This is a genomic window from Campylobacter rectus, assembly GCF_004803795.1.
GTDB classification, from domain to species: Bacteria; Campylobacterota; Campylobacteria; order Campylobacterales; family Campylobacteraceae; genus Campylobacter_A; species Campylobacter_A rectus.
Map to the genome: position 1 here is coordinate 1,649,187 of NZ_CP012543.1, position 20,561 is coordinate 1,669,747.

Sequence of the window (20,561 nt, forward strand, 5' to 3'; positions counted from 1 at the left end):
TTTGAAAAAAGCGTTTAATAAATTTTTGGATTTTTCAAACAGCTGGACGGGCACGGTCATCATCGTCCTGCTCGTGATTTTCTTTGTCGCGCAGGCCTTCGTGATACCATCAGGTTCGATGAAGGATACGCTTTTAGTCGGCGATCATCTTTTCGTTAAAAAATTTAGCTACGGCATCTCGACCCCGCGCATTCCGTGGATAGAGGTCAAGATTTTGCCCGATTTTAACGGTAACGGCCACCTCATCGAGGGAGCCAAACCGCAGCGCGGCGATATCGTGGTTTTTCGCTATCCGCACGATGAAAAGATCCACTACGTCAAGCGAAATTTCGCAGTCGGCGGCGATGAAGTGATATTTACCGAAAAGGCGCTATTTTTACACCCGCACGAGGGCGAGGAGTTTATAAAGGCGAATTTCGACGAAAAAGATATCGTTAAATTCGGCGGCAAACTTTTCGTCAAAGAACCCTATAAATTCGGCGGTATCCACTACGACGAGAAGGTAAATTTATTCGAACTGGCCGTAAACTACCTAAACGCGGGCAAATTCGCCATGCAACCCGTTATCGTGAGCGAGCTGCCAAAAACGGGCAACTATCCGTTTAACGCATTTTATTTTCAGGTTCCGGAAGGCGAGTTTTTCATGATCGGCGACAATCGCGACCACTCAAACGACAGCCGTTTTTGGGGCCCCGTGGCATACAAAAATATCGTCGGCAAGCCTTGGTTTGTATATTTTAGCTGGGACGACGAATACAAAATCAGATGGAACAGGGTCGGCAAGAGCGTGGATTTTATACAAAACTCGCCCGAGCTGCTAGATGGCGCCAGAGCAGAAGCTAAAAACGACGGAAACAAGATCGAATGAACCTTGACAACATCGACTTCGCTCAGGTTGCGATCCTAGTCGCCGTGCTCGTTATATCCGTCGTCGGGCACGAGATCGCGCACGGATATGCGGCGTATAGATACGGCGATTTGACCGCTAAAAATTTGGGGCGGCTCAGCATAAATCCCATAAAACACGTCGATCCGCTAGGCACTATCGTAGTGCCCGCACTCATGTATCTTAGCACTGGAGTGACGTTTGGCTGGGCTAAACCCGTACCTATAAATTTACGCACGGTGCTCTATAACGGCGGCTACAAGGCCGCTACCCTCGTCGCGCTTGCTGGCATCGCATACAACCTCGCCCTTTTTGCGCTAGCGTTTTGCGCGTTTAAATTGATCGGTTTTGATGGCTTTTTTGATAGCACGGTAGCGGAGTTTGTTTTCATGCTCGCAGCCGTAAATTTAGTCCTAGCCCTCTTTAACCTCTACCCTATCCCGCCTCTTGACGGCTCGAAAGCGCTTGAATATCTTTTACGCATTTTCGGGCTTCACGGCGCGGCAAACTGGCTAAACAGCATACAAAGATACGGCTTTATCGCGCTAGTTATCATCGTGATCTCGCCGCTAAAAGATTATTTTTTCGAGCCGATACGATATGCCGTCATGATCATGAGGATGTTTTTGTAAACGGCAAATTTTAAAATTTAGCCCAAATTTCGCTCCTAAAGGCTCGCGGCGAAATTTTACTTTAATGCTTTTTTGCTATAATTAAGCATTTTTTAGCTTATGGAAATTTCATGAAAATAGACAAAATTTTTATCGCGAGCGACCACGCGGGCTTTGATCTTAAGGCGCAAATTTGCGAGCTTTTAAAAAACGAAGGTTTTAGTGTATGCGACTTAGGAACGCATAGCAAAGATAGCGTCGATTATCCCGATTTTGCCGCACTTCTGGCGCAAAATTTACGGCACGAGAACGAATACGGCGTGCTAATCTGCGGCACGGGTATCGGCATCAGTATCGCGGCTAATCGCCATACGCACGTTCGCTGCGCGCTTTGTCACGACGTCACCACGGCAAAGCTCGCACGCGAGCATAACGACGCAAACGTGCTAGCCATGGGCGCTAGAACGATCGGCGACGCGGTCGCGGCAGATACGATAAAAGCCTTTTTTGCTACCGAATTTGCTGGCGGCAGACACGAAAGACGCGTGAAAAAGCTAGGAGGCGAGAAATGACCGATTGGCTCGTGCTCACCGTTTTGATCTGCGTTTGTATCTACCTCACCGTTATGGTGTTTTACTTTAAAACCTTGCTTAAAAAAGAGCGTGCGACGCGCGATTTTATGAAAAACAACCTCCAAGACACCGAAGTCGTCATACGCAAGCTGCAAATCCAGCTCCAGCGCGGTCTTGGCAACATCGACATCCTCACCGACGAGCTAAACAAAGTCAAAAACGACGCCAACGCCCTTCGCACCAGAAACTCGCAGTACCGCCTGGAAAACGACAAACTCCGCCAGCGCATCCGCGAGCTGGAGGGCAAAATCGAAGCGCTGCTATAAATCAAATTTAAAGGCAAAAAAATGAAAGAACTAGACAAAGCGGGGAAGGAATTTTTATTAAATTCTATCCGCTGTATAAACGATTTTCCAAAGCCGGGCATAGTATTTCGCGACATCACGACGCTGCTAAATAACAAAGAAGCGTTTAATTTTTTAATCGATCACCTAGCGGCTCGCTACGAAGACGCCGATATAGACTTTATATGTGGCATCGAGTCGCGCGGATTTATATTTGGAGCGGCTTTAGCGGCTAGGCTGCGGCTGCCTTTCGTACCGATCAGAAAGCCCAAAAAACTGCCCTACATCACGATCTCGCAAAAATACAGCCTAGAATACGGCGTGGACGAAGTGCAGATGCACATCGACGCATTCGGTGAAAAAGCAGGCGCAAAGGTGCTTTTGATCGATGATCTAATCGCTACGGGAGGCACTGCCAAAGCAAGCGTAGAGCTAATCAATCAAACAAGCGCAAAGTGCGTTGAAGCTTGCTTTTTAATCGATTTAAAGGATCTGGGCGGTAGCGAAATTTTACGCCCGCTTACTAAAATTTACAGCATATTAGAGCTTTAAAATGGAAGAATTTTTTATAAAATTACTCACCGAGTACGGCTACATCATACTTTTTTTATGGTGTATAATGGAAGGCGAAATGGCTCTCATAATGGCGGGCATCCTCGCGCACACGACGCATATGCACATCGTGCCGGCGATCTTTATCGCGGGGCTGGGCGGTTTCGTCGGAGATCAAATTTACTTTTATCTAGGCCGCTATAACAAAAAATACATAGCCAGAAAGCTTCACACCCAGCGCCGCAAATTCGCCATCGCGCACATAATGCTGAAAAAATACGGCTGGCCGATCATCTTTATGCAGCGCTATATGTACGGCTTTCGCGTCATCATCCCGATGTGTATCGGCCTAACGGGCTATAGCGCGAAAAAATACGCCTTTATAAACCTGATAAGCGCGTGGTGCTGGGCCGCGATCACGATAATCCCTGCGTGGATTTTAGGTGAGCACATACTTGATATCCTGCACAAAGCAAAAGAGCACTGGTACGTCGCCGTGCCGATAGTCGCGCTCTTTTTGGGCATTTTGCTTTGGGGTTTTAGACGCATAGAAAATAAAATTTTAAATGAGAGGAGACACAGAAATGCGGTTGCAAATAATCAATAAAAAACTAAGCAAAATCAAAGCCGATTTGGAGCTGATTTTCGTCGTAGATAAAGATCTAAAACATAAATTTATAAAAGACGAAAAGGCGTTTAAATTCGCCAACTACAAAGGCGAGAGCATCTTGCTTTTAACCGAACAAGCAAGGCTTTACGTGCCGTTAAATAAGCTAAATTTCGAGGAATTTCGCCTGAGTGCGGCAAAAGCTTATAACGCGCTAAAAACGCTAAACGTAAAAACGGTGAAACTAAATTCGTATCTGAGCGCTTGCGGCTGCGCAAAAACGAGCTTTCAGGCATTTGCGGAAGGCTTTTTGCTGGGAGCTTACGAATTTAACAAGTATAAAGAAAAAAAAGAAATTTACGCGCTTAAAGATATTATTTTTAGCTCGGAGGAATTTAACGACGTCAAATTTGACGCAAAAGAGGCTCGGCTTGGCCTAACTCACGGCGAGATAATCGCTACGGCGACAAATTTCACCAAAGACGTCGTAAATGAAATACCCGAAATCTACACTCCGCAAAAAATGGCGGAAGAGGCGCAAAATCTGGCCAAAAACTATCCAAATTTAAGCTGCAAAATTTACGACGAGAAATTCCTCGCAAAAGAAAAGATGAACGCATTTTTGGCCGTAAACAGAGCCAGCGTCCATCCGCCTCGCCTCATCCACCTCATCTATAAGCCAAAAGACGCGAAAAAGCGCGTAATCTTCGTCGGCAAGGGGCTAACCTACGATAGCGGCGGGCTTAGCTTAAAGCCGGCTGATTATATGCTGACGATGAAGGCCGATAAAAGCGGTGCGGCTGCGGCGATGGGTATCATAAAAGGCGCGGCGGAGCTAAATTTGCCGTTTGAAATTCACGCGATTTTAGGCGCGACGGAAAATATGATCGGCGGCAACGCCTATAAACCGGACGACGTGCTGATCTCTCGCAGCGGCGTTAGCATCGAGGTGCGAAATACCGACGCCGAGGGCCGTTTGGTGCTCGCAGACTGCCTTAGCTACGCGCAGGATTTTAAGCCCGATATCCTCATCGACATGGCGACGCTAACGGGCGCTTGCGTGGTCGGACTTGGCGAATACACAAGCGGCATAATGGGTAACAACGAGGAGCTAAAGGCGGAATTTAAAGCAAAAGCGGCAAAAAGCGGCGAGCTAACTACGATTTTAGAGTTTAACCCGCACTTGCGCGAGCTAATCAAAAGCCAGATCGCAGACGTCAGCAACACGGCGTCCAGTCGCTACGGCGGCGCGATCACGGCGGGACTTTTCCTCGATAAATTTATAAAAGACGAGTTTAAAGACAAGTGGATGCACCAAGATATCGCAGGCCCCGCATACACCGAAAAAGCATGGGGATATAATAAAGCAGGCGCGACGGGAGCTGGCGTGCGGATGAATCTTTATTATCTATGCGCTATGGCAAAGGAGCTGTAATGGGACTAGCAGTAGGTATCGTAGGATTGCCAAACGTCGGCAAATCAACCACGTTTAACGCACTAACGAAAGCGCAAAACGCCGAGAGCGCGAACTATCCGTTTTGCACGATCGAGCCGAATAAAGCCGTCGTGCCGGTGCCCGACAAGCGCCTAGGCGAGCTAGCCAAAATCGTAAATCCAAATAAAATCCAATACTCGACTATCGAATTCGTCGATATCGCGGGGCTCGTAAAGGGCGCAAGCACGGGCGAGGGGCTGGGAAATAAATTTCTCTCAAACATCCGCGAGACCGAGGTGATTTTGCACATCGTGCGCTGCTTTGAAGACGAAAACATCACGCACGTAGAAGGCGGCGTCGATCCCGTGCGAGACGTCGAAATCATCGAGACCGAGCTCATCCTCGCCGACATCGAGCAGCTAAACAAAAAAATCGAGCGCCTAACCCGCGAAGCCAAAGCGAACGCAAAAGGCGCGAAAGAGGCGCTAGAGACGGCAAACGCGCTGCTAGCTCACCTAAACGACGGCAAAAGCGCGAGCAGCTTCGGCGGCAAGGACGAGGACGCGTTTATAAATTTAAACAAAGAGCTAAGATTGCTCAGCGCAAAAGAGGTCGTCTACGGCGCAAATGTGGGTGAGGACGGCATCTCGGAGGATAACAAATACGTGCAGGCGCTTCGCGAATTTGCCGCGCGCTCGGGACACGAGGTTATCAAGCTCTGCGCTAAGATCGAAGAGGAGCTCGTCGGACTTAGCGACGAAGAGGCGCACGAGTTTTTAAGCTCGCTAGGCACGAACGAAAGCGGCCTAGAAAAGATCATCAAAACGGCGTTTGCAAAGCTAAATTTGATCAGCTATTTTACCGCAGGCGTCGTCGAGGTGCGCGCATGGACGATCGTAAAAGGCTGGAAAGCGCCAAAAGCCGCCAGCGTCATCCACAACGACTTTGAGCGAGGATTTATCAGAGCCGAGGTCATCGGCTACGAGGACTACATCGCTTGCGGCGGCGAAAACCCGGCCAAAGAGGCCGGCAAAATGCGCCTAGAGGGCAAGGACTATGTCGTTCAAGACGGCGACGTAATGCATTTCAGGTTTAACGTTTAAAGGCGGAGCGTTGCTTGCGGGAGCGCAAACCGCTTTCTCAAAGAGCGCAGGAGCAAGGCGTCCGCGCTAAAACAAACGAGCAGGGCATATCGCTTCGAGATTCGTAGCGGCAAGCTCTCTCAAAGCGGGCTAAATTTAACTTTCCGGCAGGCTTGATTTGGGGTTAAATTTAACCCTTTTGCCGCTATTTTTCGCTACCGAGTTTCGTCCGCAAACAACAACTCATAGGATGCAAACTGCTTTCTCAAAGAGCGCAGGAGCACAAGGTATCCGTGCCGAAGTACTTTGTAGCGGTAGCGTTTTAGCAATTGCGACCGCTAGAAGCAAGCAAGCGGAGCATATCGTTTTGCGCTGCGTAGCGACGAACCACAAATTGGTCAAATTTGACTTTTCGGGCCGAGCGGTTTTGGGCTAAATTTGACCGCCCTTCCTTTCTTGCCGCGCAGCTTACGAGCCTAAGCGCGGGCAAGATAAATTTTTGCGTCGGCATCTTGGCTACTCTAGTAACCGCACCATAAAATTTTAGTCTTTAAAGATGCGGTTAAATTTAGCTCGGCGCGGGTTTTGTAGCTCAAATTTGACTCGCGCTAGATTTAAGGAAAAAATTTGAAAAAGATCATAGCCGTTTGCGCAACCGCATTAAATTTACTCTGCGCTCAAATAAATTTCGAAGGAGCCAAAGCCCAGGGCGACGCCATAGTTGCCTACAAGGAAAAGCAATTTAAGGACGCGGCAAGGCTTTTAAAAACCTCATGCGATAAAAATATCGCTAGCGGCTGCTTTAATCTAGCATTTTTATACGAAGAAGGCGAAGGCGTAGCAAGAGACGATGCCAAAGCCGCAAAGCTCTACGACAAAGCCTGCTACCTAGGCAGCGCATCCGCGTGTAACAATCTCTCCATCCAGTACAGACAAGGTCGCGGCGTGAAAAAAGACGTCAAAAAAGCAAACGAACTAGCCAAAAAAGCGTGCGACGCGGGCAACCTCAGGGCTGCACTTTTATCGGCAAGGCATACTATGGCGGCGAGGGCGTCAAAAAAGACTACAAAAAAGCGGCCGAGTTTTATAAAAAATCATGCGATCAAAACCATCCCACGGGCTGCATGCTGCTTGGCATCCTATACGAGGATGGTCTAGGCGCACAAAGAGATCTGCAAACGGCGAAAAAGTACTACTCAAAAGTCTGCCAAATGGGCGAGAATCTAGGCTGCAAACTCTACAAAGAAGCAAAATAGGTTAAATTTGAGAAAAATAAAGCTAGTAAAATTTAACAAAGGAGCGCGATGATAAAACAGCTCTTACTACTGCTTTTTGCGCTAAATTTCGCCCTCGCAAATTTGACGGACGAAGCTCAAATCGCCTACGACGCGGGCGATGAAAAAACGGCGGCAAAAATTTGGCAAAAAGCATGCGAATCAGGCGAGGCGCGCGGATGCGTAAGGCTTGGGTTTTTATACCAAAGCGGCAGAGGCGTAAAGCAAGATGACGAAAAAGCCGGTAAATTTTACCAAAAAGCTTGCGACGCGGGCGAGCTAAGAGGCTGCGACAGCCTAGCCTCGCTACACCAAAATAGCGGCAAACACGCCAAAGCCGCCGCTATTTTTGAGCAAGCCTGCGAAAAAGGATTTGGTTTAAGCTGCTATAATCTAGCTCAAATTTACGAAGCGAGCGTTGGCGTCGCGCCGGATGAAAGCAAGGCGCTATACCTCTACGTAAAAGCTTGCGAGCACGGATACGCCGTAGTTTGCTACTATCTAGGCGGCATGTACGCGGACGGCTGGACGGGCACAAACGACGAAGCCGCGAAAAACTCGAAAAACGCACTCAAATTTTACTCGCTTGCGTGCGAGGGCAAAATTTACGAAGCGTGCGAGGCTTTAGGCAGGCTTTACGAGGACGGCGAGGCGGGTTTTGCGCAGGATATCAAGGCTGCTAGATCCTACTACAACAAGGCCTGCGCCGCAAATGCCTACAAATGCGGCGGCAGCGAGCGCCTAGACGAGCTACAGGGCGGCTGGGCGCAGTATCAAAACGGGCAGTTTGAGGCGGCCTACGAGCTAGGCAAAGAGTCGTGCGACAGGGGCGTAGCAAACGGCTGTGCGGCGCTAGGAGAGCTCTACGCAAAGGGGCTCGGCGGAGCGCGGCAAGATAGCGAGCAGGCGGTAAAATTTCACGAGAAGGCCTGCGAAGGCGGATTTGGAGCTTCTTGCGCCAAGTTTGGCGAGATGCTATCTTGGGGGCGCAGCGTAAAAAAGGACGTTCCGCGCGCTCTGGAGCTTTTTGAAAAGTCCTGCCTGCTTTGGCGGCTGGATGCTTGCGAGAGCCTAGCGGACGCGTATTTTGAGGGTGCGGACGCGCCGCAAGATATAGCAAAAGCCTTTAACTTTTACGGGATCGCCTGTTACAACGGGCTAAAACCGGCCTGCACGAACCTGGGCGCGATCTACGAAAGAGGCATAGGCGAAGCGATAAAGGCGGACGAAAACGAGGGGCCGAGAGCCTTTTTCGCGAGGCTTGCGAAGCCGGCGACGCGCGCGGATGCCTAAATCTAGCGCGCCGTCTTGAGAGCGGCGATAAAAAGCAAGCCGCCGCGCTACGCCAAAAGGCGCAAAAGCTGCATGAAAAAGAGTGCGAGGCGGGGCTAGCTAAAAAGTGTCTGGAATTTAAAAAATCAACCGTAAAGGAGAAAATATGAGTTTTAAAACCGTTTCGTTTGCCGTAGTTGCGGCTATTTTGCTTGGAGGCTGCGCTTTTTGGCAAAGCGATCCCAAGCCGATCGCACCGGAAAATACATCTAAAAAAGCCGGCTTGTCTATGTTTAACAAAACTCTTAATGACGTAAAGCTGCCTCAAAAAATCACGATAGACGGCGATAAATTCGTCTTAAAACACAAAGATAGCAGAACGGCGGAATTTTACCTACCAAGCGAGCAGGTGGGCTTTAAATGGACCAAACTAACGAGCGTCACGATTTACGATATGGATATTCAAAAGTATCGGGACATAGTCGTAAAAGGCTTAAAAGACGGCAAATACGGTAAAGCGGAATATGATTTTAAATTTCTAAATGATAAAGAGTATCAAGGCTACACGATCTACGAGCCGATCGCGGGCAACCCTGATTTTGACAACTACGAGATAAATCTAATCCACGCCAAGCGCCTTAACTGCGGGCTTAGAGTCGTGCACTACGCGCTAAAGTTTCCAAACAGCGCTCGGAAGGATAAATTTGCCGCTCTCATCAAGCAAAAAATGCCGATATTTTTAGCGCAGATGCCGCAAGTCGAGTGTAAATAAAAATTTACTTTTGAGCGTCAAATCCGAGTTTTTGCCAAAATTAGCGCTCTCTTTTGCGGGCGGATATTTAAATTTAGCCGCGAAACTACGTCAAATTTGACGCTTTGCTTGGCGTGTGCCGTTAAATTTGACGGGCATAACGGCGACAAATTTAATATTTTATTTACAAAAATAGTCAAATTTAAGGACAAATTTGACGCTGCTACTTTTTTGATTATTCGGCGGCAAATTTTACTCTCATCCTCGGCTCTCGGCTAGGCACGGTTTGCGTAAATTTATCGCCGGATGCCGTCTTCGTTTGTGTTTTTGCCGGCAAACTGCGCCGAATTTGACGCCGCATTTACGCTAAAATGATAGCTTTACTAAAATTAAAACGACGATCCTGCAAAGCATTTGAAAAATTCAGCGCAAATTTTATCGCGAAGGATAAAGTCCGTTTATCCCAAATTTGACGCTTAGCGCTACTGCGGGCAAATCGCGGCGAACACGCCGAATTTTGACTATTTACAAAGGTTTTTGGCGCACGAAAACGCGCTTAATGAACTTTTGGGGGCGGATTTTAGGCGCGCGGCGGAGATTTTGATCGCGATTTAGGCGAGAGAAGTCCAAACGAAACGGGCGTATTTAAGCATTTTCACCGGACTTTGCCGCCCGTAAAACATCGAAATTTACGGCCTAAACGACTTTAAAACCTGGGTGAGCGCGGTCGCCAAGATCGCAAAGCGCGGCACGGACGAGTATGCGGTGCGCGCCTTTATCAAAAAATACACGCAAGACTCGCTAAAAACTATGACGCAGTGGGCGCGCTCGTCAAATTTTGTTTGCGTAGGCTAGCGCCGGAAGGCCTGCTACCAAAACCGTCGCAAACTAGCGGACTAGAGCTTTTCGTTGGCTACCCGCGCTCCGTTTTTCGGTGCCGGAGACACTTAAGGGACGAGGTGCTCTTCGATCGCAAACATCGCCGTGGGCTATCTAAAGATAAATTTCGCTGCCGCAAAAAGCTGCTCATACGCCGGCAAAGCTAGCAAAACGAAAACACGCAGCGGATAATAAGATACGCTGCGAAAAAAATAAAATTTAGACTTTGAGTTTTGTTTGAGCTGGTTTTCCCGTGAAATTTGATCGCTCGGTCGAGCGGAATTCATCCTAATTTTAGCGTTTTAAATTGGGCATTTATTTTGAGCTTTCGCTTGTCGAATTTTGCACGAGTTTTCAAAAGTCGCTCCGGCGCCAAGCAGCCTTGCCGTAAGGTTTATTTAGCCGTTTGATACGTTCACAAAATACTCGCCTAGTCGGCAAGTTAACGTTTTTGCCTGATTGCTAAATTAGCAGCCGCTAAAGCCATATCCGCCCCTGCTCCGCCTGTTTAGCAAGACTCCTCGCCAGGCTCGCTAGCTTTTACGAAATATCCGCTCGATGCCACGATTACGAGCTTTTTAAAATCGCCCGCCAATATCACACGTCTACCGCAAGGTGTCGGCTGCTCGCCGTATTTAAGAAATCGACCGCGCAGGCTTTTTTATATTTTGAGCGGTTTTGCCGTCTTGCTCACAACCGTCCGGCCGTCAGCCTAAAGCTCGTTTAAAGCGATTTTAAATTCAATACTTGATTTTTACGCGTCAAATTTTCATAAGCCGAATTTGTCGGCGCCAAATCCGCCCGAATTTACGGCAAAATTTCATTTTACTTAGTCAAAATCGGTGATACGAATATAAATTTAAACGGTAAATTTTACTCGGATGGCGCGCTAGAGCCAAAAATTTAACAAAGCCGCCGTAAAATCGAGCGCTTTTGTTTCGGTTTAAATTTTAAAATTTATCGCTGAAGCGCATTTGAGTAAATTTATCTTTTAAAAATCTACAAACAACGCATTTTAGCACGAAAAAGCGGCTATCTTTGCAAAATTTTACGCTTCTTCTTACGCTGCAAGCTTAGATCAAAGCTAAATTTGCCTTAACCAAAAGCCAAGCAAAATAGCGTCGTAAAGCTCAAATTTTTAAAAAAGAAATTTTCGTAATCGCGCCTAAAAATCAAAATGCCGAATTCGGCTGCCTAAAGCAAAACTTAGAGCCGAAACGTTCGCGCAAACGCAAGAAAATTAACTATTTGCGGCGATCGAGTTTGCGACCGCCGCAACTAAAATCAAATTCGCGGCGGTTCGCAAATCTCAAATTTAAGCCTTTTAGCCGGCATGCAAGCTCGCGTCATAATCAAGCCAGAAAAGCAGGCGCGTTAAATTTAGCTCTTTTAGCCAAAATGCAAACCGACTTACACGTAAAACCAAAAGCAAGCACAGATTATCCCGCAAAAATCCTAAACGCCACCCAAACCGCTAAAGCACCGATCAAAACGCCACCCGCAAATGCCGAAGCGACGTAGATTTTCTGCCTTTTTCTGATCTGCTCAAATTTCTTTTCGTGATGCTTTTTCACGCCCTCGAAGGTCAAATTTAATATCTTTTCGTTCGTTTGATTTAGCGCATCGGCAAAGCTCTTTATCTGCTCATCGTTGATATATCGCATGGTCTTGCGCGTCGCGTTGGCTAGGCGCTCGTAGTCCTCGCTATTTTCCCAGAGCTCGACGACGGTGTTGTTTTCGATGCGCTCTTTTAGTTCCAGCGTCTCTTTTAGCTCGTTTTGTTCGACTAGCTGCGTTCCCATTGCGCCTCCTTAGTTGATAGTTCCTATTTTGTCGCCGTATTTTAGCTTTTGCTCGGCTGTTAGATCAAATTTGACCGCGCCCTGCTCGCTAAGGATGAGGATCGTCGAGCCCAGCTCAAACATCCCCAGCTGCTCGCCCTTTTTCGCGCTTAAATTTTCGTATTCATAAAGCGCGACGTTACCGGCGCAGGCGTTAGTCTGTATGCGCGCGTCAAAATCAAATTTCATCTTGCCCACGTTTAGCGCGCCGACAAAGACCAGCCACATCTTTTTGCCGCTTGCAAGCTTGCATTTTAGCACCACGCGCTCGTTTTTGGCGTATAGATTCGGCACCTTTAGCAGCGCGCTAACGGCCACGCTATATAGCTCGCCCGGCACGTAGAGCGCGGATAAAATCCTCATATCGCAAGGCGCGTGGTAGCGGTGATAGTCGCGCGGGCTTAGGTAGATATTTACGTACTCTAGCTCAGCGTCTCGCTCACTGCGGTCCATACTATCGCCCAGAAGCTCTGCTATACCGTACTCGTGGCCCTTGACGCTGATCGCCTTTAGCTCCTTGCTAACTCCGAGCTCCAGGCACGTGCCGTCGCTAGGACTGATGAAGGCCTGCGGCGAAACGTCGAAATTTCGCGGACGCTGTAGCTCGCGGGTAAAAAGCGCCGTGAGGCTCTCGTATTCCTTTGGCTGCTTAAACTCGCTCATGTCGATTTTAAAGCCGCTTACGTATTTTTCATTGATAAAGGTTTGCACAAATCTCGGAAATTTAACCGCCGCCACAAACCCAAATATCCTAGAAATAAGTCCCCTCATACAACTCCTTTTAGTCTTAATAACGAAATCTCGCTAGGCGCCATCACGCGCACCGGCGGCCCCCAAAATCCGGCTCCGCGACTAACGTAAATTTGCGTTTTTTTGTTCGCGCGGTATAGCCCGGCGACGTATTTTTGATCCAGCCTTACCAGCAGCGAAAACGGAAAAATCTGCCCGCCGTGCGTGTGTCCGCTCACGACCAGATCCACGGGCGCGCTTTCGTCCATGTACTTTAAAAATTTAGGCTGATGAGCGAGCAAAACGGTAGGCAAATTTACGTCGCGACCGTCCAGAGCCGCGACCAGATCAGGCTCGTACGCTTTAAACCTTAAACCGATGATATCATAAACGCCGGCTAAATTTACTCCGCCCACTCGCGCGTTTTCATTGCCTAAAATTTTAAAATTCGTCGTCTCGCGGATAACTTTCATCGTGCCGTCTATGCCGTTATAGTACTCGTGGTTGCCCGGCACGTAAAAGGTGCCGTATTTGCTCTTTAGCTCATTAAATGGCGCGATAAACTCGGCCAAACGATGCGGCTTCACGTCGGCGATATCGCCCACAATCGCGACTGCGTCGGCGTCCAGCTCGTTTACGCGTCTAGTTACCGCTCGCGCAAAGTCCGCTCCTAAAAAATCGCCCAGATGAATATCCGTTAAAACCGCGATTTTTAGCTCGTCCTTTAGCCCCTTTAGCTCGATATCTTGGGCTTTTACTTCGGGCAATTTTACGGCGTTAAAGATACCTCTAAAAAAGTAGCTAAACGCCAAGATAAGTATCGTGACGTCAAGATAAAGGCGCAAAAATTTACGCCTGCTCTCGCTAAACGCGCGCTTGGTTACAGGACGGGCGGCAAAGGCTACGACGTTCGTAAATAGCACGAACGAAAAGATAATAAACGTCAGCGCCAGCATCAGCGAACAGGCGATGCGAAGGCTCGGTCCCAAAAAGTTAAACCGCAGCGAAAAAGCAAGCGCGACGCCGCCGATGGCAAGCGTAAGGAAAAACAGCCCAAGCGCCCTTTTATACGCGGCAAGCGGCCTGAGCGCGGCATCCGCGAAAAGCCCGCGATAAGAAACGTAATTCATAAAAATAATGATTAAAGACGATAGAACATAAAACATTTCGTAAATTTAGCCAAAATTATTAAATATCTAACCACTGCGCGCGGCAAATTTGAGGAAATTTAAACGCAGAGGCGGGCGATTTTGGATTTTAAAGGCAGATGTTTCGGGCGCAATGAAATGCGCAGCCGAATATTTGTTTAAGTTAAGCGGCGCGTATAAGCGACAAATTCGCCCTATGATTTAAGTAGCGATGAGCGCGTTACCGGCGGCGGTTTTACGCGGTGAGGGCGACGCGCACGAACGGCGATTTATTCCGTTAGATTTAACTTTCGCGTTGCTTTGGTTTTGAGTGCGCTTGCTCTTTATTTTGCAAATTTGATCATTTCGGCGATAAATTTACGGCTTTGCGGGATGCGTTTTGGGATAAATTTGATTTGTAGCGGGCGGCTTTGTTTCGGCAAAATTTGGCGACGGCGAGATAAAATTTATCTAAAATTTGAGAGTAAATTTAGCGGCAAAACGGGCTCGAATTTGATCGCTCAAGGTAAATTCGGCTCGCAAATTTGACGTACCCGTAAATTTGACGCAAAAGGAGCTAAATTCGGCTACTCCTGAATTAATTTTATAAATGTCACGCCGTTAGATTCTAAAGCATTTGTATTAATCTTTTCCGAGCCAAACTGCAAAATATATCTATTGCCCGAAACCTCATACAAAGCCGTCAAAAAGCCGTCCAAATCATCGTTTTCATAATCATATAAACAATCTTGTATGTAGTTTTTGTTCTCGTAAAAATCAACCTTATGATAAGCGGCCGAACCGCCCTTTAAAAACCATACATCATTTAAATTTATTTTTTTACCATTATAAGTGATTAAGTGCTTATTTGTTACATAAAATCCTTCGTAGATAAAATTCTTGATTTCGCGATATGTTGCCATAAGAAAAAGAGTAGTACTGCATACAACGCATATTTTCATAAACGTTCCACTCTCTAAAAATAAACTACAAAAAGCCCACACGCATAAGGTAAAAGCAATAATTTTCAACACGCAAAAAAATCTAATAGAACATAAATATTTATACAACACGACCTCGCCCTCGTCGAGCTTGACGTTTTCAGGCAAGTCCGCCAGCTCGTCGTCCGGCGCCTTGCGCGTCAAATTCGGCTCACTCATCGCCCGCATCCTCCGTTCGCACGATGAGGCTCTTTGGCAGGTTAAATTTCTCGATCACTTCGCACTCTTTCGCCCTCATCTCGCCCGCGTCGCTCTCGTGATCGTAGCCTAGCACGTGAAGCAGTCCGTGCGTGAAAAGCAGCGCCGTTTCGTCATCCTCGCAGTGACCCAGCTCGGCGGCTTTAGCAGCGACTAGCTCGGTGTTTATCACGATACAGCCAAGCGGCGCGTGTAGCTGCATCTCAAGCGGAAAACTCAGCACGTCCGTGGTCTCGTAGATGCCGCGCTGGCGGACGTTTATCTCCTTCATCTCCTCGGCATCCACAAAGCTTAGCTCCACCTCGCCCGCGGTCAAATAGTCGCAAATTTGATCCAAGATCCTCGGATAATCGTCCTCGCAAAGTATCATTTTTGGCTTTCCTTTAGTAAAATTTGAGTATGATTTTAGCGAAAATTTTGGTCAAATTTAATAAAGCCAAATTTGCTAAAAACGGTATCGGCGTCAAATTTTAATTTTTCTATTTCTTTGGAGGCGGAAGGGGTTTCTACTTACGAAGCGTCGCCCCTTCCGCCCCCAAGCCCCCACCTACCCCACTGCACGTTCAAGGTGGCGACATAGCTTTGCTCTGCGAGCAAAGCATCGCGGGTTTTGTAAATTTTAATGGAGGCAAATTTGACATTTTCAAAGTGCGGGTCTCAGTGAATAAAAATTTAAAGCTGAAATTCGTAAATTTGACTTCAAGTTTAAATAGGAAAACCAAGGCGAAGTATTTTGAGATGATTTTTGGGGTTTTGAAGTTAAAATTTGACGAAGATAAGGCATGTAGCCTATCGAGTCAAATTTTAACGAAATCCGCAAAAAGCGCTCAAAAGACAAGCCGAAAAAAGGAGAAAAAGTGAAAAAAGCGGTTTGCATAATGAGCGGCGGCATGGACAGCACCCTCTGCGCCGTCCTCGCTAAACGCGCAGGCTACGAGATCGTCGCGCTGCATTTTGACTATGGACAGCGAACGATGGAGCGCGAAAAGCTAGCCTTTGAGCAGATCTGCGAGCGTATCGGCGCGCTAAAAAAGGTAAATTTAGACGCCCATTTTATAGCAAGTATCGGCGGCAACGCGCTAACGGACGAGAACCTAGCCATCCGTAAAGACGGCGCCAAGCCCGACACCCCTAGCACCTACGTGCCGTTTCGCAACGGTATCTTTATCTCTATCGCCGCCGCGCTAGCCGAAAAAGAGGGTGCGCAGGCGCTATACATCGGCATCGTCGAGGAGGACGGCTCGGGCTACCCCGACTGCACGGCGGATTTTATCGCCAAGATAGAAAGCGCCGTGAATGCCGGCACCTCAAAGGATTTTAGCCTGCGTATAGAGACGCCACTGGTAAATTTAAGCAAGGCCGGCATCGTGCGAAAGTCGCTAGAGGCTGGCTCTCCGCTGGAGCTAACGTGGAGCTGCTACGAGCTCGAGGACGAGGCCTGCGGCGAATGCGATAGCTGCCGCCTGAGACTGCGAGGATTTGAGCTTGCGGGCGAAAAAGATAGGATAAAATACGCAAATTTAAAGTAAAATTTGGACGCGTGCGGTTTAAATATTTGCGTAAACCGAATCGCCGTAAATTTGAAAGAGCAAAAAGTTGATCTCCGCCGTATTTATCTCACTGCTAGCACTCATTTACTTGCGCCAGCGGCGCGGTTTTTGGGCTATTTACGCGGACCGGCCGTATATTTTAGGCTCCAGCGATGTACCGGCCGCTTCCGTCGCTAAGCCTATCGACATAAGCAAAAAAAGAAATAAGGCGGATTTCCTCGCGAGGATTGAAAAATCTTCGTATCCATAGATTACGGCATTCCACTACAAACAAAGCTCGACCCGGATACCAGCGATAAACTGATGCAAAAATACTTCCGCTCCGGCAAAAACTACGATTTCCCCAAGCCGCCTTTAAAATTTCAGCTAACTAAAAGGCTATGACGACAGGATCATATCAGATAACGTTGTTGATGCACAAATAACCGTCAAATTTGCTTTTGCAAGAGCGCTTTTTTATCAAAAACTAAAGCCCGGAGTACAAGGTCGCAGTAGAAACCGCGGGACATCCTGAGCTAAAAGATCACGATACGCAAATCACCGTTAATTATGATTTTGCGAAGCGGATGGCTAATTTAACCAAAATCCAAACCGCCGCAATTGACCGCAGAGATACCGAGCGCGTTGCTTAAATTCGTCTGCATCATTGTCGCTTTGTCTCTAGAGTTTAGCAACACGACTAGGGCGGTTATTTGAGCCGAGCTTGGCGAAATTTGACGATTTCCGTCCTTCAAATTTTGGAATAAAATTAAATATTTTTCAAATTCGTATCAAAGCTTTTGCGAGCGAAATTTAATCAATCAAATTTAACGACAAATTTGGCGATAGCGAGCGGATAAATTAAAGATTAAATCAAATTTGCGACTGCGAGAAAGTTAAGGCTCAAAATACGCGCTAAATTTGAGTTTTTATAAAATTTCACCGAACAAATCAGGCTCGGGCGCGGCCAAATTTAGCATCGCTTCAAGCTCTTCTTTTTGGCATTTAACGAGCGCGTAGTGAAAATTTGAAAGATTTTTTAGCTCGGCAAGCTCCTTAAATCTCATCGTAGCTGCCGCGCTTCCAGCAAAATCCTCCGGCACGCAGATCTCGATGCCGCCGCTAAAATTTCGCGCGAGAAACGCCACCTCCATATCAAAAAGCTCGTCATCGCTCTCTGCGATAAAGGCCTGAGAGCTCGCGCCAAAAGGCACGACGCGAAAATTTTTATTTATAAAAATAGGCTCGAAATGCCCCAAATTTCGCGTGTCGCCGAGCTTAAAAGAAAAGCCCGCGCGGATCAGATACCTCAAAAGTCCGCAAAGATAGTGCATGAAAACTTTTGGAAAATTTAAGTTTGGATAATAAACGCCCTCGCAAACGACGCTGGAGGCAAACAGCGAGCCGCCCTGCGCGCAAACCGCGTCCACATCGCTAAAGACGGTGTCGTAAAGCGGCGCGATCTTGGATAAAATTTTAAGATCGCCCGTGAAAAATAGATCCCCCGTGCCCGCTTTCATTATCTTTATAAAAAGTTGCGTTGCATCCTCAGGAAGCAAGCTGGCTGCGTTGCCGCCGGCGTTTTTGCCTAGGCTCATACGCGCGAGCAAGGCCTTTTGTACGGGATTAACGGAGCAAAATTTGAGATTTTTGTAGCTGGCCTCAAAGCGCATTAGCCGCATCAGCGCGGCACTCAGGCTATCGACCTTGATAAAGGCGACTTCGGGATCGATGACTTCGCATCTTTGCTCGACGAGCACGGCATAGGCGCCGTTTGCGACGGCCGCGGCTATCTCGTCCGCGCCTGCGCCAAGCCCGATGTAGGCGTAGCCTTGGCGCACGTTCTTGCTCTCAAACGCAAAGCCCTCCACGGCGCTGACGCTTGGTTTATTTAGCGCTTCGCCGTTGATGAGGCGCCTTAGGTTTTCGATATTCACGCTGTTTTAGCCTATTTCTGATCCGTTTTTGACCGTAGCGGTCGGCGCGATGAGGCACAGCGATCCGTCCTCTGCGCTAAGGATCATGCCCTCTGATATATGGCCAAAAATTTTAGCCGGCTTTAGGTTTGCCAGCACGCAGACCTGCTTGCCGACGAGACCCTCAGGAGCGTAAAATTTGGCAATCCCCGATAAAATTTGACGCGGCTGTTCTTCGCCAAGATCGATCTTAAATTTAAGCAGCTTCTCGCTACCTTCGATATTTGAGCACTCAAGCACGGTGCCTACTTTTATGATGCATTTTTTAAAGTCGTCGATTTTTATTTTCGCATCCGATTTTTCTTGCGGCGCGGCGGCGGTTTTAGCAGGTTCGCTTACGCTCGGCACCGCAGTCGCCATCAGCTCTTTTTCGATTTTCGGGAAAAGCGGCTGCGTTTTTTGCGCTTTAAAGTCCAAAATTTCGTTGTTTAAGATGATTTTTTCATAAGTTGCCGTCGAGATCTCAAAACCAAGCGTCTGCGCGATCTTTTCGCAGGTTCTTGGCATCGCCGGGCTTAGCAGGACGGCCACGCGAGCCAGCAGGTTCGCGCACAGCGACACGAGCGCGTTTGCTTCGTCTTTTTTGCCGTTTTTCATTAGATTCCACGGCTCAAATTTAGCTATCGACGCGTTTGCGAGCGTTAGCGCCTTAAAGAGCTCCTCAAGGTAGCGATTCGTGGCGAAACTCTCTAAATTTTTGATAGCGTTTTGCAAGTATTCGTTGCCGCTATCTAAAACCTCGCCGTAAAATTTGCGTAAATTTTCACCCTTTATCTCAAAGTCCGAATACTTTTCGCTCATGCCGACTATACGGCTTAAAAGATTGCCAAGATCATTGCTAAGCTCGGAGTTTATGCGCTCGATCATAGCTTTTTGCGAGAAGTCTCCGTCCTGTCCAAACGGCACTTCGCGTAGCATAAAATAGCGGAAATTTTCCAGTCCGTACGCGTCTGCGACCTCGCTTGGGTTGATGACGTTGCCCTTGCTTTTGCTCATCTTTTCGCCGTCTCTCGTCCACCAGCCGTGAGCTGCGACGCAGCGAGGCAGCGGTAGATCAAGACTCATTAAAAACGCCGGCCAGTACACCGCGTGAAAGCGCAAAATATCCTTGCCTACGATATGCGTCGCGCCCTTCCAGTAGTTCATCTTGTCATCGCCGCGCGTGTAGCCAAGCGTGCTAAGGTAGTTTATGAGCGCATCCAGCCAGACGTACATCACGTGCTTTGGCTCGTTTAGACTAGCAGGCAGCTTCACGCCCCACTCAAAGCTCGTGCGCGTTATCGATAGGTCGCGCAGGCCGCCTTTTACAAAGCTGATGACCTCGTTTTTCTTGCCGCGCGGTACGATGCAGTCCTCGTTCTCCTCGTACCATTTTAGCAGCGCGTCTTGGTATTTTGAAAGTTTGAAAAAATAGCTCTCCTCTTTCACCAAATTCGTCGGCCTGCCGCAGTCCGGACACCTCTCGTCCTCCAAAAGCTGAGTCTGCGTAAAAAAGCTCTCGCAGCTAACGCAGTAGTATCCCTCGTATTCGCCCTTGTAGATGTCGCCTTTTTGATACATCTTAAGAAACGCGTTTTGCGCCGTGAGCTTGTGATAGTCGTCGGTCGTGCGGATAAAATGATCGTAGCTGATCTCAAATTTATCCCACAGCTCCCTAAATTTCGCGCTTATCTCATCGGCGTAGGCTTGCGGCGTGTAGCCCTTTTTTGCGGCGGCTTGTTCGATCTTTTGCCCGTGCTCGTCGGTACCGGTCATAAAGTACGTATCATCGCCCTTTAGCCTCGCAAATCTCGCTACAGTATCGGCTATCACGGTCGTGTATGCGTGTCCGATGTGTGGCACGTCGTTTACGTAATAAATCGGAGTCGTAATATAAGTCGTATTCATATTTTTCC

General features: G+C 47.9%; 21 protein-coding genes and 1 pseudogene. 15 read left to right on the forward strand and 7 right to left on the reverse strand.

Features of this window, described 5'->3' with window-relative positions:
- Position 1 precedes the first annotated feature (1 nt).
- The 13 genes and pseudogenes from lepB (at position 2) to CRECT_RS12690 (ending at position 10,241) form a co-directional block, all read left to right on the forward strand.
- Complete coding sequence (lepB, locus tag CRECT_RS07850; protein WP_004319086.1) at positions 2-868, forward strand: signal peptidase I; 867 nt, start codon at positions 2-4, stop codon at positions 866-868.
- Positions 865-1,518 (forward strand): site-2 protease family protein, encoded by a 654-nt coding sequence (locus CRECT_RS07855; protein ID WP_004319089.1) that lies wholly within the window; start codon positions 865-867, stop codon positions 1,516-1,518. Before lepB ends, CRECT_RS07855 begins: the two co-directional genes overlap by 4 nt.
- 110 nt (positions 1,519-1,628) lie before the next feature.
- Positions 1,629-2,069: a ribose 5-phosphate isomerase B gene (gene rpiB, locus CRECT_RS07860; RefSeq protein ID WP_004318949.1), complete on the forward strand. Its 441-nt coding sequence runs from the start codon at positions 1,629-1,631 to the stop codon at positions 2,067-2,069.
- Positions 2,066-2,395, forward strand: a complete 330-nt coding sequence (locus tag CRECT_RS07865; RefSeq protein ID WP_004319096.1) for a membrane protein — start codon at positions 2,066-2,068, stop codon at positions 2,393-2,395. The genes rpiB and CRECT_RS07865 overlap by 4 nt, the downstream gene beginning before the upstream one ends.
- A 21-nt stretch (positions 2,396-2,416) precedes the next feature.
- Positions 2,417-2,965: an adenine phosphoribosyltransferase gene (apt, locus tag CRECT_RS07870; RefSeq protein WP_004318906.1), complete on the forward strand. Its 549-nt coding sequence runs from the start codon at positions 2,417-2,419 to the stop codon at positions 2,963-2,965.
- Position 2,966: 1 nt separating this feature from the next.
- Positions 2,967-3,572: a DedA family protein gene (locus tag CRECT_RS07875; protein ID WP_004318912.1), complete on the forward strand. Its 606-nt coding sequence runs from the start codon at positions 2,967-2,969 to the stop codon at positions 3,570-3,572.
- A complete protein-coding gene (locus CRECT_RS07880; RefSeq protein WP_004319001.1) occupies positions 3,550-5,007 on the forward strand; it encodes a leucyl aminopeptidase in 1,458 nt (485 codons plus the stop codon). Before CRECT_RS07875 ends, CRECT_RS07880 begins: the two co-directional genes overlap by 23 nt.
- Positions 5,007-6,110 carry a redox-regulated ATPase YchF gene (gene ychF / locus CRECT_RS07885; protein WP_004319073.1) on the forward strand — a complete coding sequence of 368 codons (1,104 nt, stop codon included), beginning with the start codon at positions 5,007-5,009 and terminating at the stop codon, positions 6,108-6,110. The genes CRECT_RS07880 and ychF overlap by 1 nt, the downstream gene beginning before the upstream one ends.
- Before the next feature lie 606 nt (positions 6,111-6,716).
- A pseudogene (locus CRECT_RS12685) lies at positions 6,717-7,082 on the forward strand (tetratricopeptide repeat protein); the annotation flags it as partial.
- Positions 7,079-7,345, forward strand: coding sequence for a tetratricopeptide repeat protein (locus CRECT_RS13235; RefSeq protein WP_081451658.1), 267 nt, complete (start codon positions 7,079-7,081; stop codon positions 7,343-7,345). The pseudogene CRECT_RS12685 and the gene CRECT_RS13235, both read left to right, overlap by 4 nt.
- Before the next feature lie 48 nt (positions 7,346-7,393).
- Positions 7,394-8,656 carry a tetratricopeptide repeat protein gene (locus tag CRECT_RS07905; RefSeq protein ID WP_227932246.1) on the forward strand — a complete coding sequence of 421 codons (1,263 nt, stop codon included), beginning with the start codon at positions 7,394-7,396 and terminating at the stop codon, positions 8,654-8,656.
- Positions 8,657-8,801: 145 nt separating this feature from the next.
- Positions 8,802-9,407 carry an HI_0983 family protein gene (locus tag CRECT_RS07910; protein WP_004318890.1) on the forward strand — a complete coding sequence of 202 codons (606 nt, stop codon included), beginning with the start codon at positions 8,802-8,804 and terminating at the stop codon, positions 9,405-9,407.
- Positions 9,408-10,103: 696 nt separating this feature from the next.
- Entirely contained in the window at positions 10,104-10,241 is a 138-nt protein-coding gene (locus CRECT_RS12690; protein WP_227932248.1) for a hypothetical protein, read from the forward strand.
- A 1,463-nt stretch (positions 10,242-11,704) separates the two neighbouring features.
- Here CRECT_RS12690 and CRECT_RS07920 read toward each other — a convergent pair.
- Genes CRECT_RS07920 through CRECT_RS07930 form a run of 3 tightly spaced genes read right to left on the reverse strand, consistent with a single transcriptional unit; the run spans position 11,705 to position 13,965 of the window.
- Positions 11,705-12,067 (reverse strand): hypothetical protein, encoded by a 363-nt coding sequence (locus CRECT_RS07920; protein ID WP_004318989.1) that lies wholly within the window; start codon positions 12,065-12,067, stop codon positions 11,705-11,707.
- Positions 12,068-12,076: 9 nt separating this feature from the next.
- Positions 12,077-12,877 (reverse strand): phosphatidylserine decarboxylase, encoded by an 801-nt coding sequence (locus CRECT_RS07925; RefSeq protein WP_004319049.1) that lies wholly within the window; start codon positions 12,875-12,877, stop codon positions 12,077-12,079.
- The gene (locus tag CRECT_RS07930; protein ID WP_004318895.1) at positions 12,874-13,965 is read right to left on the reverse strand and encodes a metallophosphoesterase; all 1,092 of its coding nucleotides are present in this window, start codon (positions 13,963-13,965) and stop codon (positions 12,874-12,876) included. The genes CRECT_RS07925 and CRECT_RS07930 overlap by 4 nt, the downstream gene beginning before the upstream one ends.
- Positions 13,966-14,355: 390 nt before the next feature.
- Here CRECT_RS07930 and CRECT_RS07935 point away from each other — a divergent pair, with 390 nt between their 5' ends.
- Positions 14,356-14,511, forward strand: a complete 156-nt coding sequence (locus CRECT_RS07935) for a hypothetical protein (RefSeq protein WP_157752376.1) — start codon at positions 14,356-14,358, stop codon at positions 14,509-14,511.
- Positions 14,512-14,549: 38 nt separating this feature from the next.
- Here CRECT_RS07935 and CRECT_RS07940 read toward each other — a convergent pair whose 3' ends face one another.
- Positions 14,550-14,924 (reverse strand): hypothetical protein, encoded by a 375-nt coding sequence (locus CRECT_RS07940; RefSeq protein WP_171992705.1) that lies wholly within the window; start codon positions 14,922-14,924, stop codon positions 14,550-14,552.
- A gap of 190 nt (positions 14,925-15,114) precedes the next feature.
- Positions 15,115-15,531 carry an rRNA maturation RNase YbeY gene (gene ybeY / locus CRECT_RS07945; protein ID WP_039888044.1) on the reverse strand — a complete coding sequence of 139 codons (417 nt, stop codon included), beginning with the start codon at positions 15,529-15,531 and terminating at the stop codon, positions 15,115-15,117.
- Positions 15,532-16,018: 487 nt separating this feature from the next.
- Between ybeY and queC the strand changes: the two genes are divergently transcribed.
- Entirely contained in the window at positions 16,019-16,690 is a 672-nt protein-coding gene (gene queC, locus CRECT_RS07950) for a 7-cyano-7-deazaguanine synthase QueC (RefSeq protein ID WP_004319590.1), read from the forward strand.
- A gap of 929 nt (positions 16,691-17,619) precedes the next feature.
- Here queC and CRECT_RS07955 read toward each other — a convergent pair.
- Positions 17,620-18,627: a hypothetical protein gene (locus CRECT_RS07955; protein WP_004319579.1), complete on the reverse strand. Its 1,008-nt coding sequence runs from the start codon at positions 18,625-18,627 to the stop codon at positions 17,620-17,622.
- 6 nt (positions 18,628-18,633) lie between these two features.
- Positions 18,634-20,553 carry a methionine--tRNA ligase gene (gene metG / locus CRECT_RS07960; protein WP_004319567.1) on the reverse strand — a complete coding sequence of 640 codons (1,920 nt, stop codon included), beginning with the start codon at positions 20,551-20,553 and terminating at the stop codon, positions 18,634-18,636.
- Between the last annotated feature and the right edge of the window lie 8 nt (positions 20,554-20,561).